Here is an 18,925-nt window from a genome sequence, read left to right as displayed (position 1 = left end):
GGAGGCACCATGCAAGACGACGATTTTTCCCTGTTCAGCGCTGAAGTGCGCGGCGTCAAGCCGATCAAGCACGACCGCGCCGACGTGGGCAAGCCGAAAACCGACCGCAAGCAGCTGGCCGGCCTGCGCCAGGCGGCGACCATCCGCAGCGACCAGGCCCTGGTGATCGACGGTCTGTCCGACCAGTTCGTCATCGACGTCGGCGCCGAAGACGAGCTGATGTGGCGCCGCGACGGCGTGCAGGAAGGCCAGATCCGCAAGCTCAAGCTCGGCCAGATCGCCTTCGAGGGCAGCCTCGACCTGCATGGCATGAGCGTAGAGAAAGCCCGTGAAACCCTGTGGGCCTTCATCGCCGAAGCCACCCAGCTGGAAGTGCGCTGCGTTCGGGTGACCCACGGCAAGGCCGCACGCCTGGACGGCAAGCGCCCGATGATCAAGAGCCACGTCAACACCTGGCTGCGCCAGCACCCGCAAGTGCTCGGTTTCACTTCGTGCCAGGCCCGCCATGGCGGCACTGGCGCGGTGTATGTGATGCTCAAACGAACCATGATGGAAGGCCGCGACGAGTAACGCCGTGCTTGCAGCGCCGCGCGCGGCGCCGTACCCTTCCTTTTTGCGATTTTTACCCACAGGTAGATACATGTCCCTGGAACAGAACTACACCGAGATCCTCAGCCAACTTGGCGAGGACGTCTCCCGTGAGGGCCTGCTCGACACGCCCAAGCGGGCTGCAAAGGCCATGAAGTACCTTTGCCGCGGTTACGAGCAGACGCTGGAAGAAGTCACCAACGGCGCGCTCTTCACCTCCGACAACAGCGAGATGGTGCTGGTCCGGGACATCGAGCTGTATTCGATGTGCGAACACCACATGCTGCCTTTCATCGGCAAGGCCCACGTGGCCTACCTGCCCAAGGGCAAGGTCCTGGGCCTGTCGAAGGTTGCGCGCATCGTCGACATGTTCGCCCGCCGCCTGCAGATCCAGGAAAACCTCAGCCGCCAGATCGCCGAGGCCGTGCAACAGGTGACTGGCGCCGCTGGCGTGGCGGTGGTCATCGAAGCCAAGCACATGTGCATGATGATGCGTGGCGTAGAGAAGCAGAATTCGACCATGCTCACCTCGGTGATGCTGGGTGAGTTCCGTGAAAACGCCGCGACTCGCAGCGAGTTCCTCAGCCTGATCAAGTGATCGGCGCATGACCCGAGCCGGCCCCCAGGGGTCGGCTTTTGCATTTCAGGAGTAGCCCATGATCGTCAAAGCCCTGCGGGTCGGCCTCGGCCAGCTCATCGTGTTCGGCGACTGGATCAGCCGCCCGGCCAAGCAGAAGCGTGATGCGGCGGCCCAGGCGCGTGTCGAGCAAGAGGCCAAGGGCCTCGCGCTGTACCAGTTCCATGCCTGCCCGTTCTGCGTGAAGACCCGCCGCACCCTGCATCGCCTGAACGTGCCGGTGACATTGCGTGATGCCAAGAACGACGACGTGCATCGCCAGGCGCTGCTCGAAGGCGGTGGCCGGGTGAAAGTGCCGTGCCTGCGCATCGAAGAAGCGGGCAAGGTGACCTGGATGTATGAATCCAAGGCCATCATTGCCTATCTGGACAAGCGCTTCGCGTAAGCCCTGCGTGCCCCTTGTGGGAGCCGCGCTTGCCGGCGATGGGCCGCGAAGCGGCCCCGGCAACTTATGCTACAACCCTGAAATCGTGGGGCCGCTTTGCGGCCCATCGCCGGCAAGCGCGGCTCCCACAAGGGGGATCGCGCCAGCTTACTCGACCATCGGCACATGCCGCGGATGGCTGGCCACCCGCTCCAGCCAGGCGCGCACTGCCGGGTAATCGGCCAAGTCGAATCCGCCCTGATGCGCCACATGGGTGTAGGCATACAGCGCCACATCGGCGATCGAGTACTGGTCCCCGACCAGGTACGGCGTCATCTGCAACTGCCGCTCCATCACCTTCAACGCCTTGTAACCGCCCTTGTGCAGTTTACGGTACTCCTCCACGCGCTCGTCCGGCAGACCCAGGTAGAACTGGATGAACCGCGCCACGGCAATGTAAGGCTCATGACTGTACTGCTCGAAGAATTGCCACTGCAACACCTGGGTCCGCAGGCGCGGCTCGCTGGGCAGGAACTCGCTGCCGTCGGCCAGGTAATTGAGGATCGCGTTCGACTCCCACAGGCAGGTACCGTCCTCAAGCTTGAGCACCGGCACCTTGCCGTTGGGGTTCATGGCCAGAAACTCTGGGGTTTCGGTCTCGCCCTTGAGGATATCCACCGCCTGCCACTCATAGGGGCGGTCGAGCAGGCTGAGCATCAACTTGACCTTGTAGCAGTTGCCTGACTGGTAGTCACCGTACACCTTGAACATCACCTGTCCCCCTCCCATGCAGTTGCGCAAACTTGCCCAATAGTTGGCGACTGTACGGCTAAAAGCAATGCCTGCTGTATGGCAAAGATCAATCCAGCGCGCGTTAGTCTGAAAAAACTGCTTACACATGGACAAGGACCCAACCCAATGACCGATGCCACCTCCGCACGCCTGCGGCCCCTGGCAGACACCTCCCCGTCGGCGGTGGTCGCCGGCTTCATCGCCATGCTCACCGGCTATACCAGCTCGCTGGTGCTGATGTTCCAGGCCGGCCAGGCAGCGGGCCTGACCAACGCGCAGATTTCTTCATGGATCTGGGCGCTGTCGATCGGCATGGCCGCGTGCAGCATCGGCCTGTCGCTGCGCTATCGCACCCCGATCACCGTGGCCTGGTCGACCCCCGGCGCGGCGCTGCTGATCACCAGCCTGGGCGGGGTCAGCTACGGCGAAGCCATTGGTGCCTACATCACCTGTGCGCTGCTGGTGGTGATCTGCGGCCTGACCGGCAGCTTCGAGCGCCTGGTCAAGCGCATTCCGGCATCGCTGGCCTCGGCCTTGCTGGCCGGGATCCTGTTCAAGATCGGCAGCGAGATCTTCGTTGCCGCCCAGCACCGCACCCTGCTGGTGCTGGGCATGTTCTTCAGCTACCTGCTGGTCAAGCGCCTGTCGCCGCGCTACTGCGTACTGGCCGCCTTGCTGGTGGGCACGGCGTTGTCCGGCGCCCTCGGCCTGCTCGACTTCAGCGGCTTCAAGCTGGAAGTGGCCACCCCGGTGTGGACCACGCCAAGCTTCTCGCTGGCTGCGACCATCAGCATCGGCATCCCGCTGTTCGTGGTGGCGATGACCTCGCAGAACATGCCTGGGGTGGCGGTGCTGCGCGCCGACGGCTACCAGGTGCCCGCCTCGCCGCTGATTTCAACGACGGGCCTGGCTTCGCTGCTGCTGGCGCCGTTCGGCTCGCACGGGGTCAACCTGGCGGCGATCAGTGCGGCGATCTGCACCGGGCCGCACGCCCATGAAGACCCGAGCAAGCGCTATACCGCAGCAGTCTGGTGCGGGATTTTCTATGGCATTGCCGGCACGTTCGGCGCTACCCTGGCGGCCTTGTTCGCGGCGCTGCCGAAGGAGCTGGTGCTGTCGATTGCCGCGTTGGCGCTGTTCGGTTCGATCATGAACGGGCTGACCGTGGCCATGAGCGAGGCCAGGGAACGCGAGGCAGCGCTGATCACCTTCATGGTGACGGCTTCGGGGTTGACCCTGTTCTCGATCGGCTCGGCGTTCTGGGGGATCGTGGCAGGGGTGTTGACCTTGCTGATCCTCAATCCGCGCAAGGCCTGAAGACTAGCGCACATTCTTTGTGGGAGCGGCCTTGTGTCGCTCCCACAGGGGTCTTCACAGCCTGAAATGGCCAACCATGCCTTTAAGGTCATTGCCCAGCTGCGCCAGCTCGATACTGGACCGGGCATTATCCTGCATCGCCAGCGCCGCCTGGTCGGCACTGCCGCGGATCTGCGTCACACTACGGCTGATCTCTTCGGCCACCGAACTCTGCTGCTCCGCCGCCGCCGCAATTTGCTGATTCATCTGCTGAATCAACGACACCGCCACCGCAATGCTGCCCAGCGCACTCTCGGTCTGTAGCGCATCGGCCACGGCCAGGCGCACCAGCTCGGTACTGCCACGGATCTGCGCCACCGACTGCTGGGCATTTCCGCGCAGGCTGGCTACCAGGCGCTCGATTTCCTCGGTCGACTGCCGGGTACGCCGGGCCAGCGCCCGTACTTCGTCGGCCACCACCGCGAAACCACGCCCCTGCTCACCCGCCCGGGCCGCCTCGATGGCTGCGTTGAGCGCCAGCAGGTTGGTCTGCTCGGCGACGCTCTTGATCACCTCCAGCACATCGCCAATGGTGTGGATCTCGGCACTGAGGCTGTCGATGCCGGCACTGGCCGTGTCTGCAGCCGTGGCCAGCTGCTCGATACGCTGCATGCTCTCGCGCACCACGCGCTGGCCGGCGTCGACCTTGTCATCGGCGGCCTGCGCTGCCTGTGCTGCCTCTTCGGCATTGCGCGCCACGTCGTGCACGGTGGCGGTCATCTGCTGCATGGCGGTGGCCACCTGCTCGGTCTCTTCCTTCTGGCTGCCGACTTCGCGGTTGGTCTGCTCGGTTACCGCCGATAACGCCTGAGCGCTGCCGGCCAGCTGCTCGATACCCTGCTGCAGGCCACTGACCACGCCGGACAAGCCGGCGGCCATCTGCTGCATGGCCTGCATCAATTGGCCGACTTCATCACTGCGCACCGCCTCGCTCTCCAGGCTCAACTCGCCTGCGGCAATGCGCTGGGCACGGCCGATCACGCGCTTGAGCGGGCCGACCACGGCGCGGGTAATCAGCCAGGCGGCGAGGAGCCCCACCAGCAACGCCAGCCCGGTGGCGAGGGCAATGGCCAGGCTGTTGCGCGCCAGCTCGGCCTGCATCGCCTGTTGATCGACAGCATAGGCCTGGTCGACCCGGCCCGTGACCTGCTCGGCACGCGCCTGCAACTGCGCCTTGATGCCTTGCTCCTTGCCCAGCAAGTCGGTGTATTCGTTGAGCTTGTCGGTAAAGCTGACAATGTGCCCGGCCACCTCGCCGAGCACACTCTGGTAGCCCGCGTCACTGACGGCGGCGTTGAGCTGCTCGACCAGCTGCGCCGCTTCGACCGTCTGGGCGATGCGGCCTTGCTCTCCCTCCTCACCCTTGCGACTCTTGTCCAGGCGCACCCGCGCTTCGTCCATGGCCTGCAGCATCAGCCGCGACACTTGTGCCACCTGCCCGGCCTGCTCAAGGAACTCGCCGCCTTGCTGGCCCTGGGACTGCTTGAGCGTGTAGGTGGCATCGTCGGCCAGGCCGGCCTGCAGCACATCGAGGTTGTTGGCCACGCTGGACACCGACCAACTGGCCATGTCCAGCGCCAGCTCCTTGGCCTGCACTGCTTCGACGAAGGCTTCGAAGGCCTGGCCGTAAGCCGCCAGGTCAGCCTCGGTCGCCGCCAGCGCTGGCAGGCTGCGGGCGCGCTCGGCAAGGTTCTGCAAGCCGCTGCGCAAGGCCTCGGCCTCTTTGATGTCGGAGCGCAGTGCAAACGCCTGCTCGTGCTGGCGCAGCCGCAACAGGTCGGTATTGATCTGGCCCAGCTCGCGCAGGCCGTCGAAGCGCTGGCCGACGCTGTGCAGCGCCGCGATGCCGATGGCTGCCACCGCTACGGTCAACAGCAACACCAGGGCAAAACCCAGGCCCAGTTTGCGGGCCATGCCCAGGTTGGCCAGAACACCGTGCCTGCTCGTCGCCATCGCCGATTCCCCTTCACCGTGCAAGGTTTTGCCGAGAGCCAAGCGTGGCAACGTTATCGCCCTGCAAACAAGAGGTTGGCGCCAAAATGGTGTCAAATGGCTATGAGCGTGTCGCGATCAGCTAGCTGAAGGTCGCCCTGCGTGCTGAAGGAAGCCCTGGGCGCGGGTGTCCTGCCCGTAGGCGACATTGATGCGCAGCCAATCGCTGGCAACGCCCTGGTAGTCGAAGGCGCTACCCGGGGTGAGCAACACCGAATGCTCCAGTGCCAGGCGCTCGAGGCTGGCGAAGTCACGCCCCGGCACCCGCGCCCAGACGAACATCCCGCCATACGGCTCACAGAACACCTGCCAGCCGTACTGTTCCAGTTGCCCGAGCAATTTGGCCATGTGCTGCCCCAGCCGCACCCGCAGGCGCTGGACGCTCTTGCGGTAGCTGCCGCTGGCCAGCATCTGCCCGACCACCTGCTCGGCAAAGCGCGAGGTGCCGATGCCACTGACCATCTTCAGCTCGGCCAGACGCGCTACCAAGGGCGCATCGGCCACCAGGTAGCCGACGCGCAGCGAACTGCTCAGGGTCTTGGAGAAACTGGCCAGGTAGATCACCCGTTGCTCGCTGTCGAGGGTGGTCAGGCGGGTGGCCGGGCCTTCCTGGAAGTCAGCGTAGATATCGTCCTCGATGATACGCAGGTCATACTCGCGGGCCAGTTCCAGCAGGCGGTACGCAACCTTGGGCGCAAGGCTGGTACCCGTGGGGTTCTGGTACAGGCTGTTGGTAAACAGGCAACGGGGGCGATGCTCGGCCAGCAAGCGTTCGAACACTGCAAGGTCAGGGCCGAACACCGTGCGCGGCACCGGCAGCATGCGCACCTGATGCTGGCGCAGCAGGTTGTACAGGTTGTAGTAGCCAGGGTTCTCTACCAGCACGGTGTCGCCGGGGCGCAACAAGGTACGCACCAGCAGGTCAAGGCCATGGCTAGCACCTTGGGTGGTGAGGATGCGCTCGGGCCCGGCAGCGATGTCCAGCCGTGCCAGGCGCTTGTGCAAGTGCTGGCGCAGGCTGGCCAGGCCTAGCGGCGGGCAGTAGTCGAACAGGTCCTGTGGGTTGCCGCGGCTGACCTGGCGGATCGCCTGGGCCAATTCGACCTCTGCATGCCAACTGTTCGGCAGCCAGCCGCAGCCGAGCTTGAGCAGTTCGTCATGGCCTTCGCGGAACTGGCGCCAGCTGCCATCGCCCGCCTCGCCCCACACCGGCTGATGCTCGGCCGCGACGGTGGTTTTGCGCTCGGCGACGAAGAAGCCGGTGCCATGACGGGCCTCGAGCCAGCCGCTGGCGACCAGACGGTCGTAGGCTTCGATTACGCAGGAGGCACTGACCGACTGGTCGCGGGCCAGGTTGCGGATCGACGGCAGGCGGGCACCGGGGCGCAGGCGCTGCTGTTCGATCCAGGCCTGCAGGTGGTCGGTGAGCTGCTGAACCAGCGGGGTGGGGATTTGGCGGTCGAGGGTGAAGTGCATGGCGCTGAGTGTTTGCTGATTTTGAGCGAACAGTTAAGCATAAATGGAGCCTGGGTGTGCCTTGTTGAGGGCTGGGGTGAAGGGCAATGTCTCCTGTACCGGCCCTTTCGCGGGGCAAGCCCGCTCCAACAAGCTGTTGTGGAGATCCTGTGGGAGCGGGCTTGCCCCGCGAAAGGGCCGGTACTGACAACCCAAGAACAAGGACCGTACCTATGCCCTCGCGCTACTCCCCCGCCCTGCTCGCCTTCGCCCTGTGTCTGATCACCCTGGCGGTCAACCTGCAGGCCCCGCTCTACATCACCTATGCCGACCTCTCCGGCCAGGGCGCCGCCGCCACTGCAGTGGCTTTCTCTGGCTACGTGCTGGGCGTGCTGCCGGTGCTGCTGACCCTGGGCGGGCTGGCCGACCGGGTCGGGCGGCGGCCGCTGATCCTCGCCGCGCTCATGCTGTCGATGGTCGCCACCCTGCTCATGCTGTTCGCCCCTGGCCTGCAAACCCTCGGCGTGGCGCGCTTCTTCCTGGGCCTGGGCACGGGCCTGGCATCAGCTACGGCAACCGCCTACATGGCTGAACTGATGGGCGCCGGCAGCAGTGCGCGTGCCGCCAACTGGGTCACCGCCAGCACTTCGCTGGGCTTTGGCCTGGGCGCGGCGCTGACCAGCCTGTTCCTGCTGCGCGGCCCGAGCCTCACGCCCGGCAGTTTCCACCTGCAGTTGCTGTTTGGCGTAGTGGCTTTGCTGCTGGTGTGGCGCTTGCCCGACCCACGCCCGGCGCAGCGCAGTGCCATGTTGCGACTGCCCTGCTACCCGCGCGGCAGCGTGGTGTATGGCCTGGCCATTCTGCTGGCCTGGGCTTGCGTCGGGCTGGTGATCGCCCTGCTGCCCGGGATCCTGCGCCAGCACGGCTTGAGCACCTGGTCGGGGTTCTCGACATTCTGCGTGATCAGCTGCGGCCTGCTGTTCCAGCCGCTGGCCCGGCGCATGTCGAGCCGCGCGACCACCCTGCTGGGCATGGCGATTCTGCCGTGTAGCTATGCCTTGCTGGCTTGGGGCGCCGAAAGCGGACGCCTCTGGGCAGTGCTTGCTGGTGCCGTGGCAGCCAGCAGCGCCTGCTACGGCTTCATTTACCTCGGCGGGCTGGCGGCGGTGAATGAACTGGCCGGGGCCGAGAAGACACGTGCCAGTGCGGGGTTCTTCCTGCTGGCCTACCTGGGCTTCAGCGTGCCGGTGATCTTGACCGGGGTACTGAGTGACCGCCTGGGCTCGGGCATGGCTTTGCTGGGGTTTGGCGGGGTCTTGCTGGTGGGCTGCATGGCCGTTGCCAGAGCGTTGCAGGGCGTGAGGCAAAGCGTGCAACAAGCCAGCAGCCATTGAGCCGGCTCAACCCCGGAACGAGTCCGCCAGCAAGCGCTCCAGCAACCCCGTCGGGGTATGTTTGCGCAGGGCATCCGGTGCCACCGCTGGCGCTTTGCTGGCCAGGAACGCCTGCAGATCCCGCTGTTCATCCCCCAGAACATAGAAACGGTCGGGATGGTAGAAGGCCATGTCCCTGACCCGACGGTTATCAGTGATCAGCTGTTTGCCGAAGAACGCAGCTTCCAGCGGCCGCAAGGTCAGGCCGGCCTGGCCCGGCTGGTTGATCTCCACCAACACATCACAGGCCATGGCCCTGGCCAGGTTGACCTCGTACGGCAACACCGCGTCGACGTGGTAGCTGCCCGGTGCCTTGCTGGTAGCGTCCTTGACGATCAGGAAATCAAGCGCGCAGCCCAGCTCGCCCAGCGCCTGCGCCAAGGCCTGCAAGTGATGGGCACGGCCTTTGTCGCGCCCTAGGAAGAAGCACAACGGCCGCTGACCTGCAGCGCCCTGTTCGGCTGCCGGCGGCCTGGCGTTGTCGGGATCAAATGGAAAAAACTGCTCCAGGTGGAGCATACCCAGACGCTTGCACTGCAAGGGGTCGTAGCTGTAGATACGATCGAATAGCGGCCGCATGCGCTCGACAAAATCGGCATCGACCAGGTCCCGCACCAGCAGCACCCGCTGGCCGGGGAAGCCCTGTACCAGATGCAGCTGGCGCCCACGCTTGAGCTGGCCCTCGTTGCACACCAGCAGGTCGTTGGTGGTGGCCTGGTTGGCGGCGCTCGCTCGCCTGCCAAGCCACGTCAGCAACGCCGATGCGCCACCCAACGCTCGCGCCAGGCGCACGACTCTGCGTGCGTAAGCAGGCAACTGGAACACCCGCACCGCGTGCGACTGCGCCAGGTGTTCGATCATGATCTGCTCGTAGCGGGCCTGCCAACCGAGAAAGTAAACGGTCACGCGGGGTGACTGCACAGTGAAGCCTGCGCAGCGTTGCCAAGAATGATCGCCTGGGCCTGTTCGACGGAAATTTTCGGGATGACCGATTCCGGGATTTTCGACGTGGCGGAGAGGTTGTAAACGGCAAAGTTTTCGTCGACCACTCGATCGGCCATCAGCTTGAACGAGGGCAGGATGCGCCGTTGATAGGCCTCGTCCAGGTGGCAGCGCGAAGCTGCCTGGCCTGGCGTTTCATAAAAGCGCCCCACCGACTGGTCGAGGTCCACACCCACCAGAAAAACCTGGTTGAAGCCCACGTGACAGGCAATCTGCAGCGCGGCATACGCCACCGTGCGGGCATCGAAAAAGCCTTGCGAGAGGTCTTTGCTGAAACCCACGGAACGCGAGCGGTTGCCCCAGAAGGCCCGGCTGCGCACCAAAGCCGGATCGGCATTGAGCAGCGAGTCGAACAGGCGCGAGCGCGCCGCCTTGGCCAGTGGGAAGACCTGCGCCTTGGCCGATACCGGCAGTGCTCCGACTTCACTTGGCCAGATCGCCAGACGCCGAGTGAGGCGCACCGCCTTGGCGTAAAGTTCAGGCTGTTGATGCGCAAACCCGGTGTCGGTACACACGTAAAAGTACGGACGCGGGCCCTGTTCCGAGAACATCGAGATCGCGCCGTTGAGCGTGATCATCGGCACATTGGCGAAGCGCTGCATAGGGAAGCCCTTTGCCGATGCGCCCGACGCGACGATGAAGACGGGCCCCTCGGCAATCCCACGACAGGCCGAGAAGTCCATGATCGAAAGTTGCCGGGCTGGCTTGTTGCTAGTTTCTGCTTCCACTGTTGCTCCCCACATTTTGAGAAGCAAAAGTATAGACAGCCAACAAACAATCCGCCCTTACAAAACTTAACGTTCTGCGTCAAGATGTTGCGCGATACATTTCAACCTCGGCTCAAATCGCGGTGGCCCCACCATCCACCGTCAAACTGTGCCCGGTGGTAAATGCCGCGCCGTCACTGCACAGGTACAGCACCGCACTGGCAATTTCCTCAACCTTGCCGATACGCCCGACCGGGTGCATCGCGGCGGCAAATTCGGCCTTGCGCGGGTCTGCCTCGTAGGCGCGGCGGAACATGTCGGTGTCGATGACCGCCGGGCACACAGCATTCACCCGGATGCCCTTCTTGGCATACTCGATGGCCGCCGACTTGGTCAGGCCGATCACCGCATGCTTGGAGGCGGCGTAGATGCTCATCTTCGGCGCCGCACCCAAGCCCGCCACCGAGGCGGTGTTGACGATCGCCCCGCCGCCCTGGGCCAGCAACAACGGCAGCTGGTACTTCATGCACAACCACACGCCTTTGACGTTGACACCCATGATGGCGTCGAACTCCGCCTCGCTACCCTCGGCCAGACGCGCCTGTTCGATTTCGATGCCGGCATTGTTGTAAGCGTAATCCAGCCGCCCATAGGCCTCGATGGCCCGCTCATGCAGTTGGCGTACCTGGGCGTCCTGGGTCACGTCACAAGCCACGAACAGCGCATTGCCACCCGCTTCGCGAATCAAGGCCACCGTGGCCTCGCCACCGTCCGCATCCAGATCGGCCACTACCACTTTCAGGCCCTCGCGGGCAAAGGCCAGTGCCGTCGCCCTGCCGATACCTGCCGCACCGCCGGTGACCAGGGCTACCTGGCCGGAAAAGGTCATGCTCATCGTCTGCTCCTGGGGGTGATGAATTGGCCCTGAGTCTAGTCAGCCCACCGCCCGGCTGGGCAGCATCATCAAGGCAGCGGTTGGGCTACCATGCTTACCAGTGATTTTGCGGACCAACCTGCATCAGCGGGTTAAATTGACTGCTGTACCTCATCGCCCACAAGGACCTGCCATGACCCAGACCAACCGCCGCTTCCTGCTTGCCAAACGCCCGGTCGGCGCCGTGCGCCGTGACGATTTCACCTTCGAGTCGGTACCCGCCGAAGCTCCCGCAGCTGGCCAGATCCAGGTGCGCAACCTGTACCTGTCGCTGGACCCAGCCATGCGCGGCTGGATGAACGAAGGCAAGTCGTACATCCCGCCCGTGGCCCTCGGCCAGGTAATGCGTGCCCTGGGCGTCGGCGAAGTGGTCGCTTCGAACCACCCGGACTACAAGCCCGGCGACCATGTCAGCGGCGCCCTCGGCGTGCAGGACTACTTCACCGGCGAACCCCAGGGCCTGCACAAGATCGACCCCAGGCTCGCCCCGCTACCCCGCTACCTCTCGGCCCTGGGCATGACCGGCATGACTGCCTACTTCGCCCTGCTGGAAGTCGGCCAGCCCAAGGCCGGCGACACCGTGGTCATCTCCGGCGCAGCCGGCGCGGTGGGCAGCATCGTCGGCCAGATCGCCAAGCTCAAAGGCTGCCATGTAGTCGGCATCGCCGGTGGAGCGCAGAAGTGCCAGTACCTCAAGGACGAACTGGGCTTCGACGGCGTGATCGACTACAAGGCCGAAGACGTGCTGGCCGGCCTGAAGCGTGAATGCCCCAAAGGCGTCGACGTGTACTTCGACAACGTCGGCGGCGAAATCCTCGACGCCGTGCTCACCCGCATCAACTTCAAGGCGCGCATCGTCATCTGCGGCGCCATCAGCCAGTACAACAACAAGGAAGCCGTCAAAGGCCCGGCCAACTACCTGGCGCTGCTGGTGAACCGCGCCCGCATGGAAGGTTTCGTGGTGATGGACCACGTCAAGGACTATGGCAAGGCCGCGCAGGAGATGGCCGGCTGGCTGGCCACCGGCAAGGTCAAGAGCAAGGAGGATGTGGTGGAGGGCTTGGAGACGTTCCCCGAGACGCTGCTCAAGCTGTTCAGCGGCGAGAACTTCGGCAAGTTGGTGTTGAAGGTGTGAGTCTGTAAGATTGGCTATCGCCACTGAAACCAGTGACTGGGATTTGCAGAGTAGACCATGATCAAGATCACCCCCACCATCGAGTGCTCCAACACCGACCCGTTCGTCCTCTTCGGCGGCATCAACGTACTCGAGTCCGAGGACCTGGCCCTGACCGCCTGCGCCGAGTACGTCCGGGTTACCGAGAAACTGGGCATCCCTTACGTGTTCAAGGCCAGCTTCGACAAGGCCAACCGCTCCTCGATCCACTCCTACCGTGGCCCGGGCATGGAAGAAGGCCTGCGCATCTTCGAGAAGGTCAAGGCCGAGTTCGGCGTACCGATCATCACCGACGTACACGAGATCTATCAGTGCGCGCCAGTGGCCGAAGTGGTCGATGTGCTGCAGCTTCCCGCGTTCCTGGCCCGCCAGACCGACCTGGTGGTGGCACTGGCCAAGACCGGCAAGCCGGTCAACATCAAGAAGCCGCAGTTCCTCAGCCCTTCGCAGATGCAGAATATCGTGCACAAGTTCAAGGAAGCCGGTAACAACCAGCTGATCCTGTGCGACCGTGGCACCTGCATGGGCTACGACAATCTGGTCGTGGACATGCTCGGTTTCGGCGTGATGAAGCGCACCTGCGACAACCTGCCGATCATTTTCGACGTGACCCACGCCCTGCAGAACCGCGACCCGTCCGGCGCTGCTTCAGGTGGCCGTCGCGAGCAGGTCGTCGACCTCGCCCGTGCCGGCATGGCGGTTGGCCTGGCCGGTCTGTTCCTGGAGGCTCACCCGAACCCGGACCAGGCCAAGTGCGATGGCCCGAGCGCCCTGCCGCTGGACAAGCTGGAGCCGTTCCTGGAGCAGATCAAGGCGCTGGACGACCTGATCAAAGGCTTCAAGTCGCTGGTCATTGCCTGATTCGAGGGCAATGAAAAAGGGCCGACATGCACTGTGCATGTCGGCCCCTTTTTTTGGCTGATATCAGCCGCGGATCTCTGCCACCACGGCTGCCAGCGCCTGGGCCGGGTCTGCCGCCTGGCTGATCGGGCGGCCGATCACCAGGTAATCGGAACCCGCATCCAGCGCCTGGCGCGGAGTGAGGATACGGCGCTGGTCATCCTGGGCGCTGCCCGCGGGGCGAATACCCGGGGTGACCAGTTGCAGCGCCGGGTGCGCAGCCTTCAGCGCCGGGGCTTCCAGTGCCGAGCACACCAGGCCGTCCATGCCCGCCTTTTCGGCCAGCGCCGCCAGACGCAGCACTTGCTCTTGCGGGTCTACGTCCAGGCCGATACCGGCGAGGTCCTCACGCTCCATGCTGGTGAGCACGGTCACGCCGATCAGCAGCGGCTGCGGGCCACTGCGCTTGGCCAGTTCTTCGCGGCAGGCGGCCATCATGCGCAGGCCACCGGAGCAGTGCACGTTGACCATCCATACACCCATCTCGGCAGCAGCCTTCACTGCCATGGCCGTGGTGTTGGGGATGTCGTGGAACTTGAGGTCGAGGAACACCTCGAAGCCCTTCGCGCACAGGGTTTCGACAATGCCCGATGCGCTGCTGGTGAACAATTCCTTGCCAACTTTTACCCGGCACAGGGCGGGGTCGAGCTGGTCAGCCAGCTTCAGGGCGGCGTCACGGGTTGGGAAATCCAGGGCGACGATCAGGGGCGTCTGGCAGGCGGACATGGTCAGGGTTCTCTTGGCAAGTCGTAAACGGCGCGCATTGTAAACGAAGTGGCACAGGCTTTGGGGGCCGCGGGTCAACGGAATTGGCCCGGCAAGACGTGATGCCTATAATTGAACCAACGGAACCGGCAACTGCTCAATATTTGTACAAGCACTGCCCCATGACGCTGACAGGAGAACACACGATGCCCTGGTATGCCTGGCTGATACTTATCATAGCCCTCGGCTCGATCGTCGGCGGGCTGATGATGCTGCGCGATACGGCGAAAAAGCTGCCCCTGACAGAGGAACAACTGCGCAAGGTGCATGAACGCAATGCTGAGGCCGATGCCAAGGATGCCCAGGACCGGTAAGCAGGAACGCTGACGACAATGAGGGCGGCCTTGCATGGCGCAAGCGCCGCCCTGCAAACCCGTGTTACTCCACACTCAACTTGTCGCGATTGCGCTCCAGCAGCGCATTGCCGATGCCTTTGATCTCCAGCAGTTCATCCACTGAAGCAAACGGTCCGTTGGCCTCGCGATAGGCCACGATGGCCTCGGCTTTGGCCTTGCCGATGCCATTGAGTTCTTTTTGCAAGGTTGCGGCATCGGCCTGGTTGAGGTTCAGCAGGGCTGACCCGGTGGTTTTCTGGCTCACCATCGGCACCGGCTGAGTGACCGGTGTATCGGCCGGCGCAGCGCTGACCGAAAACGCGAGGCCGGCGAACAGAGGCAGCAACAGGTAGGAAAGAACGGTATTACGCATACAGACACTCCTTCGGATGGATTGACGAGGCAGCGTTTCCTTGACTGCCTGCTCAAAGTATCGATTCGAAGGGGGGGCTGCGAAGCGGCTGAATCCCTGCTTGCCGTAGGAATCAGCGTTACCTGTCCTTGTGCTGCTGTTGATACAACCAGTCAACGATCTCGCCCTCTGGCGAGTAACCGCTGACCAGCTCGCGCAACAGATGCCGGATCCGGCTGAAATCATCTTCCGCCACCGCCTTGAGCAAGGCCGCCAGGCGCTCACGCAGTACTTCCCAGGGCAGGAAGTCTTCGTTGGCAGTCATGATCATCGGGTGCACGGTCGGCGAAACGTCGTCACCGATCAACAATTCCTCGTACAGCTTCTCTCCCGGCCGCAAGCCGGAAAACTCGATGGCGATATCGCCATTGGGGTTGCCAGGGCTGCGCACGCTCAGGCCTGAGAGGTGAATCATCTTCTCGGCCAACTCGACAATTTTCACCGGCTCGCCCATGTCCAGCACGAACACATCGCCGCCCTGCCCCATCGCCCCTGCCTGTACCACTAACTGTGCTGCTTCGGGGATGGTCATGAAGTAACGGGTGATCTTGGGGTGCGTGACCGTGAGCGGCCCACCGGCCTTGATCTGCTGATGGAACAGCGGAATCACCGAGCCCGAGGAGCCCAGTACATTACCAAACCGCACCATCGTGAAGCGGGTCTTGTTCACCCGCGAAATTTTGCTGCTGTCGCCATACATCACTGGCGCAGCTTCGCAGCTGAGGGCCTGAAGGATCAGCTCGGAGAGGCGCTTGGTGCTGCCCATCACGTTGGTCGGGCGAACTGCCTTGTCGGTGGAAATCAGCACGAAGTTGGCGACGCCTGACTGCAACGCGGCCTGAGCGGTGCACAAGGTCCCGTAGACATTGTTGAGGACGCCCTCGGCCATGTTGTGCTCGACCATCGGCACATGCTTGTAGGCAGCCGCGTGGTAGACCGTGTCGACCCGCCAGGTACTCATGATGTCGACCAGGTGCTGCTGGTTGCGTGCCGAACCAAGGATCGGCAGCAGGCGTACCGACAGCAACTCACGGGAATTGCGCTGCTCCAGCTCACTGAGAATACTGTAGAGGTTGAACTCGCTGTGATCGAACAGCAGCAGGGTCTTGGGCTTGAGCCCGATGATCTGCCGGCACAGCTCCGAGCCGATCGAACCACCGGCTCCGGTAACCAGCACAACCTGATTCTTGATGCAGCGGTCGAGCAGTTCGTCCTGCGCCGGCACCGGGTCGCGCCCTAGCAAGTCGGCAATGTCGACGTCCTGAATGTCATCGACCTTGACCCGCCCGCTGGCCAGGTCGGCAAAAGCCGGCACGCTGCGCACATGCAGCGGGTAAGGCTCGAGGAAGGCCAGGATTTCCTTGCGCCGGGCCCTGGAGGCACGGGGCAAGGCCAAAAGAATTTCCTGGGCGCCGCTCTCCTTGATCATCTGCTGCAGGTGCTTGGGCTTGTAGACCTGCAGGCCGGAGATGACCCGGTTGGCAAGATCACTGTCGTCGTCGATGAACGCCACTGGGCGCATCACTCGGCCCATGCGCAATGCCGCCAGCAACTGGTTTCCGGCTGTACCAGCACCGTAGATGGCGACCTTGATCAGGCCATCGTCGCGGTTGGCGAAGGGAATCTGATGGTTACCCGTGAACCAGTCACCGAGGAAAAACTGGCGCATGATCAGGCGCAGGCCGCCGATGATGACCAGGCTCAGCCACCAGTAGTTGAAGATGATCGAACGCGGTACCACGACCTTGTGGTTGCTGTACCAGTAGACCACCACAGCGAGGATCAACGCCGACAGGGTGACAGCCTTGATGATGGTGACCAGCGCGTCGTTGCCGAAGTAGCGCATTACCGCGCGGTACATGCCGAAGCGGATGAACAGCGGCACAGCCACTACCGGTGCGGCGAGGAACAGCCAGGTGTGCTCCAGGATCGGGTTGTACATTTCATCGATGCCGAGGCGCACGATGAACGACAGCCACAACGCCAGCCAGATAAGCAGCATGTCGGTGCAGACCTGTATCAGGCGCTTCTGCCGCCGAGACAGGTTGACCAGGAACTGGCGCAGCCTGTCTTTGTTTGCATCGCTCATCCAGCTCTCCTCAACGTGCCATGCCCGGCTTGCTCGATCATGTTACTCCCGCTTGCCGGCATGGTATTTGATCGCTAGCAGTATAAGAGGTAAATAAGCCACGATGGTTCCCGTGGCGCCGTCCAGCCCCAGCGCCACGACCGCCAGCGCCACGGGCAACAACCAGCCCAGGTTGATGGCCGCTACCGCCAGGCTTACCGGCCGGTGGCTGCCCTGCTGGCGTGAAGCATACTGATAGGCATGGCTACGATGCGCCTCGTAGACGCGCTCGCCGCGCAACAGCCGGCGCACCAGGGTAAAAGTCGCATCCACCACGAATACACCCAAAAGTATTAACCACCCCCAGAATAGTAGCGGGTTTATCCAGGCAGCCTGCAACGCCAGCAGAGCCAGCACGATACCCAAGAAGCCACTTCCGGCGTCCCCCATGAAAATACGCGCTGGCGGGAAGTTCCAGAACAGGAAGCCGGCCACCGTCGCAGCCAGCAACATTGGCAGCCACAGCGCCTGCGGATAGCCACTGACCAGGTACAACAGGCAGCCGCCGACGCAGGCACAGATGGCTTCGATGCTGGCGATGCCGTCGATGCCGTCCATGAAGTTGTACAGGTTGAGCAGCCACACCAGGTACAGCATTCCGAACAACACACCCAACCAGGCGCTGTCCAGTGCCCATCCGAACACCATCAGCGGCGGCATGCCCCCCATCCAGTAAAGCCCCCAACCTGCGGCCACGAAGTGGCCAAGCAGGCGCCATCGCGCAGCGATATGGCCGTGATCGTCCATGAAGCCGATTACCGCCACCAGGCCTCCAGCGCCCAGCAGGCCGACCAGCAGCGCTGGCGCCACCATGCCAGCCCAGCCCAGGGCAAGCGCGCCCAGCAGGAACGAGACGACGAACGCCAGCCCGCCACCACGCGGGGTCGCAAGGGCATGCGAGCTACGCGCATTGGGAATGTCCAGCAGGCTGCGCGCCAGGGCATAGCGGCGCAGGCCCGCCGTCATTGCCAACGCGGCCACGCCACAGAGGAGAATCAGCCAGATCATCGGTTTTGAGCGTCCAGAAAAGCGCGAGCGGTCAGGTTGAGCCCTTGCTCCAAGGTGAAGGGAGGAGTCCAGCCAAGCAGCTGGTGATTCTTGGCGATGTCGACCTGCAGCGAGCCTAGCAGGCGCTGGGCGAGATCACCTCGCCCCAACACCCGCGCCGCCGCGTGCAGCAGCGAAGGCGGTACTGGCAGCAACCGCGCCGGGCGGCCCAACGCCTGGCCGATGGCCCGGAGTAACTGACTCAGGGTCACGTCCTGGCCATCGCTGGCGAGGAACACCTGATTTGCCGCCTGCGGGTGATCGAGGCAAGTCATTACCAGATCGACGAGGTTATCGACGAACACCAGGCTGCGGCGGTTCGGCAAGGCACCGAGCGGCAGCGGCACACCCCGCTGCACCCAACGCAGCATGCTGAGGAAGTTGGCCTTGACGCCAGGTCCGTAGACCAGCACCGGGCGGATCACCACCACTTCCATGCCGGTGGCCGCCGCCAGCTGTTGCAAGCCCAGTTCGGCTTCATGCTTGGATACCCCGTAGGCATCCTGCGGCGCAGGCGTGTCGTCGGCGCGCAAAGGCTGCCCCGGCTGGCTGAGCTCACCGTTGACCTTGATCGAACTGATGAAAATGAAACGGCGCACCCCGGCAGCGGCGGCTTGCCGGGCGAAGTTGAGGGTGCCGTCGACATTGACCCGGCGGAATTCGGCCTGGCTTTCATTGGCGTTTTCCTGCATCACGTGCACGCGGGCTGCTGCGTGTACTACCGCGTCGACACCGGCCAACGCAGATACCCAGTCGGTGCCAGCGGCCAGCTCGGCGTCACGACGTGACGGGGCGCGGACATTGAAGACGCCCAGCGTGTTCAGTTGGCGGCACAGGGCACTGCCAACGAAACCGCTGGCGCCAGTGACAAGAATCGTTCGACTATCCATGCAAGTTTATTCTT

Annotated in this window: 19 protein-coding genes and 1 pseudogene; 8 read left to right on the top strand and 12 right to left on the bottom strand. The window is 63.7% G+C overall.

Annotated elements, in window-relative coordinates:
- Positions 1–9 precede the first annotated feature (9 nt).
- The 3 genes from C2H86_RS18970 (at position 10) to C2H86_RS18960 (ending at position 1,610) form a co-directional block, all read left to right on the top strand.
- A complete protein-coding gene (locus tag C2H86_RS18970; protein ID WP_110639707.1) occupies positions 10–570 on the top strand; it encodes a Smr/MutS family protein in 561 nt (186 codons plus the stop codon).
- A 70-nt stretch (positions 571–640) separates the two neighbouring features.
- Complete coding sequence (gene folE, locus C2H86_RS18965) at positions 641–1,186, top strand: GTP cyclohydrolase I FolE (protein WP_054883671.1); 546 nt, start codon at positions 641–643, stop codon at positions 1,184–1,186.
- A gap of 58 nt (positions 1,187–1,244) precedes the next feature.
- Positions 1,245–1,610, top strand: coding sequence for a glutaredoxin family protein (locus C2H86_RS18960; protein ID WP_159409341.1), 366 nt, complete (start codon positions 1,245–1,247; stop codon positions 1,608–1,610).
- A 147-nt stretch (positions 1,611–1,757) separates the two neighbouring features.
- On the opposite strand, the gene C2H86_RS18955 is transcribed toward C2H86_RS18960, so the two are convergent.
- The gene (locus tag C2H86_RS18955; RefSeq protein WP_159409340.1) at positions 1,758–2,360 is read right to left on the bottom strand and encodes a glutathione S-transferase family protein; all 603 of its coding nucleotides are present in this window, start codon (positions 2,358–2,360) and stop codon (positions 1,758–1,760) included.
- A 147-nt stretch (positions 2,361–2,507) separates the two neighbouring features.
- Here C2H86_RS18955 and C2H86_RS18950 point away from each other — a divergent pair, with 147 nt between their 5' ends.
- The gene (locus C2H86_RS18950) at positions 2,508–3,698 is read left to right on the top strand and encodes a benzoate/H(+) symporter BenE family transporter (protein ID WP_159409339.1); all 1,191 of its coding nucleotides are present in this window, start codon (positions 2,508–2,510) and stop codon (positions 3,696–3,698) included.
- Positions 3,699–3,752: 54 nt separating this feature from the next.
- Here C2H86_RS18950 and C2H86_RS28765 read toward each other — a convergent pair whose 3' ends face one another.
- From C2H86_RS28765 to C2H86_RS18940, 3 genes and pseudogenes are all read right to left on the bottom strand, one after another.
- Positions 3,753–4,457, bottom strand: a complete 705-nt coding sequence (locus tag C2H86_RS28765; RefSeq protein ID WP_430738594.1) for a methyl-accepting chemotaxis protein — start codon at positions 4,455–4,457, stop codon at positions 3,753–3,755.
- A 204-nt stretch (positions 4,458–4,661) separates the two neighbouring features.
- A pseudogene (locus C2H86_RS28760) lies at positions 4,662–4,838 on the bottom strand (hypothetical protein); the annotation flags it as partial.
- Positions 4,839–5,807: 969 nt separating this feature from the next.
- Positions 5,808–7,205, bottom strand: a complete 1,398-nt coding sequence (locus C2H86_RS18940; protein ID WP_159409337.1) for a PLP-dependent aminotransferase family protein — start codon at positions 7,203–7,205, stop codon at positions 5,808–5,810.
- Positions 7,206–7,417: 212 nt separating this feature from the next.
- Between C2H86_RS18940 and C2H86_RS18935 the strand changes: the two genes are divergently transcribed.
- Complete coding sequence (locus C2H86_RS18935) at positions 7,418–8,578, top strand: MFS transporter (protein ID WP_159409336.1); 1,161 nt, start codon at positions 7,418–7,420, stop codon at positions 8,576–8,578.
- Between the two features lie 6 nt (positions 8,579–8,584).
- Here the strand turns inward: C2H86_RS18935 and C2H86_RS18930 are convergent, their stop codons facing one another.
- From C2H86_RS18930 to C2H86_RS18920, 3 genes are all read right to left on the bottom strand, one after another.
- Positions 8,585–9,523, bottom strand: coding sequence for a hypothetical protein (locus C2H86_RS18930; RefSeq protein ID WP_159409335.1), 939 nt, complete (start codon positions 9,521–9,523; stop codon positions 8,585–8,587).
- Positions 9,520–10,302: a lipopolysaccharide biosynthesis protein gene (locus C2H86_RS18925; protein WP_159409334.1), complete on the bottom strand. Its 783-nt coding sequence runs from the start codon at positions 10,300–10,302 to the stop codon at positions 9,520–9,522. Before C2H86_RS18925 ends, C2H86_RS18930 begins: the two co-directional genes overlap by 4 nt.
- Before the next feature lie 157 nt (positions 10,303–10,459).
- The gene (locus tag C2H86_RS18920) at positions 10,460–11,221 is read right to left on the bottom strand and encodes an SDR family oxidoreductase (protein WP_159409333.1); all 762 of its coding nucleotides are present in this window, start codon (positions 11,219–11,221) and stop codon (positions 10,460–10,462) included.
- A 172-nt stretch (positions 11,222–11,393) separates the two neighbouring features.
- On the opposite strand from C2H86_RS18920, the gene C2H86_RS18915 reads away from it, so the two are divergent.
- Both C2H86_RS18915 and kdsA read left to right on the top strand, forming a co-directional pair.
- Positions 11,394–12,395, top strand: a complete 1,002-nt coding sequence (locus C2H86_RS18915; RefSeq protein WP_159409332.1) for an NADP-dependent oxidoreductase — start codon at positions 11,394–11,396, stop codon at positions 12,393–12,395.
- Positions 12,396–12,452: 57 nt separating this feature from the next.
- On the top strand, positions 12,453–13,295 hold the full coding sequence (gene kdsA, locus C2H86_RS18910; RefSeq protein ID WP_159409331.1) for a 3-deoxy-8-phosphooctulonate synthase: 843 nt from the start codon (positions 12,453–12,455) through the stop codon (positions 13,293–13,295).
- A 63-nt stretch (positions 13,296–13,358) separates the two neighbouring features.
- Here kdsA and pyrF read toward each other — a convergent pair whose 3' ends face one another.
- A complete protein-coding gene (gene pyrF / locus C2H86_RS18905; protein WP_054886624.1) occupies positions 13,359–14,060 on the bottom strand; it encodes an orotidine-5'-phosphate decarboxylase in 702 nt (233 codons plus the stop codon).
- Positions 14,061–14,245: 185 nt separating this feature from the next.
- Between pyrF and C2H86_RS18900 the strand changes: the two genes are divergently transcribed.
- A complete protein-coding gene (locus C2H86_RS18900; RefSeq protein WP_003252762.1) occupies positions 14,246–14,413 on the top strand; it encodes a DUF2897 family protein in 168 nt (55 codons plus the stop codon).
- A 64-nt stretch (positions 14,414–14,477) separates the two neighbouring features.
- Here C2H86_RS18900 and C2H86_RS18895 read toward each other — a convergent pair whose 3' ends face one another.
- From C2H86_RS18895 to C2H86_RS18880, 4 genes are all read right to left on the bottom strand, one after another.
- A complete protein-coding gene (locus C2H86_RS18895) occupies positions 14,478–14,807 on the bottom strand; it encodes a ComEA family DNA-binding protein (RefSeq protein WP_159409330.1) in 330 nt (109 codons plus the stop codon).
- Positions 14,808–14,925: 118 nt separating this feature from the next.
- On the bottom strand, positions 14,926–16,935 hold the full coding sequence (locus tag C2H86_RS18890; protein ID WP_159409329.1) for a polysaccharide biosynthesis protein: 2,010 nt from the start codon (positions 16,933–16,935) through the stop codon (positions 14,926–14,928).
- Between the two features lie 42 nt (positions 16,936–16,977).
- A complete protein-coding gene (locus C2H86_RS18885) occupies positions 16,978–17,982 on the bottom strand; it encodes an MraY family glycosyltransferase (protein WP_159409328.1) in 1,005 nt (334 codons plus the stop codon).
- Entirely contained in the window at positions 17,979–18,911 is a 933-nt protein-coding gene (locus C2H86_RS18880) for a UDP-glucose 4-epimerase family protein (protein WP_159409327.1), read from the bottom strand. Before C2H86_RS18880 ends, C2H86_RS18885 begins: the two co-directional genes overlap by 4 nt.
- Between the last annotated feature and the right edge of the window lie 14 nt (positions 18,912–18,925).

Source organism: Pseudomonas putida (assembly GCF_009883635.2).
Taxonomy (GTDB): domain Bacteria; phylum Pseudomonadota; class Gammaproteobacteria; order Pseudomonadales; family Pseudomonadaceae; genus Aquipseudomonas; species Aquipseudomonas putida_W.
The sequence above is the reverse complement of the archived record's forward strand: the minus strand, read 5'-3'. Positions and strand labels throughout refer to the sequence as shown.

Coding starts and splice junctions, on each gene's coding strand:
- C2H86_RS18925 (WP_159409334.1), bottom strand. CDS start 10,302: ATGGACTTCTCGGCCTGTCGTGGGATTGCCGAGGGGCCCGTCTTCATC.
- C2H86_RS18935 (WP_159409336.1), top strand. CDS start 7,418: ATGCCCTCGCGCTACTCCCCCGCCCTGCTCGCCTTCGCCCTGTGTCTG.
- C2H86_RS18880 (WP_159409327.1), bottom strand. CDS start 18,911: ATGGATAGTCGAACGATTCTTGTCACTGGCGCCAGCGGTTTCGTTGGC.
- C2H86_RS18970 (WP_110639707.1), top strand. CDS start 10: ATGCAAGACGACGATTTTTCCCTGTTCAGCGCTGAAGTGCGCGGCGTC.
- kdsA (WP_159409331.1), top strand. CDS start 12,453: ATGATCAAGATCACCCCCACCATCGAGTGCTCCAACACCGACCCGTTC.
- C2H86_RS28765 (WP_430738594.1), bottom strand. CDS start 4,457: ATGACCGCCACCGTGCACGACGTGGCGCGCAATGCCGAAGAGGCAGCA.
- C2H86_RS18900 (WP_003252762.1), top strand. CDS start 14,246: ATGCCCTGGTATGCCTGGCTGATACTTATCATAGCCCTCGGCTCGATC.
- C2H86_RS18960 (WP_159409341.1), top strand. CDS start 1,245: ATGATCGTCAAAGCCCTGCGGGTCGGCCTCGGCCAGCTCATCGTGTTC.
- C2H86_RS18885 (WP_159409328.1), bottom strand. CDS start 17,982: ATGATCTGGCTGATTCTCCTCTGTGGCGTGGCCGCGTTGGCAATGACG.
- C2H86_RS18950 (WP_159409339.1), top strand. CDS start 2,508: ATGACCGATGCCACCTCCGCACGCCTGCGGCCCCTGGCAGACACCTCC.
- pyrF (WP_054886624.1), bottom strand. CDS start 14,060: ATGTCCGCCTGCCAGACGCCCCTGATCGTCGCCCTGGATTTCCCAACC.
- C2H86_RS18920 (WP_159409333.1), bottom strand. CDS start 11,221: ATGAGCATGACCTTTTCCGGCCAGGTAGCCCTGGTCACCGGCGGTGCG.
- C2H86_RS18955 (WP_159409340.1), bottom strand. CDS start 2,360: ATGTTCAAGGTGTACGGTGACTACCAGTCAGGCAACTGCTACAAGGTC.
- C2H86_RS18915 (WP_159409332.1), top strand. CDS start 11,394: ATGACCCAGACCAACCGCCGCTTCCTGCTTGCCAAACGCCCGGTCGGC.
- C2H86_RS18940 (WP_159409337.1), bottom strand. CDS start 7,205: ATGCACTTCACCCTCGACCGCCAAATCCCCACCCCGCTGGTTCAGCAG.
- C2H86_RS18890 (WP_159409329.1), bottom strand. CDS start 16,935: ATGAGCGATGCAAACAAAGACAGGCTGCGCCAGTTCCTGGTCAACCTG.
- C2H86_RS18895 (WP_159409330.1), bottom strand. CDS start 14,807: ATGCGTAATACCGTTCTTTCCTACCTGTTGCTGCCTCTGTTCGCCGGC.
- folE (WP_054883671.1), top strand. CDS start 641: ATGTCCCTGGAACAGAACTACACCGAGATCCTCAGCCAACTTGGCGAG.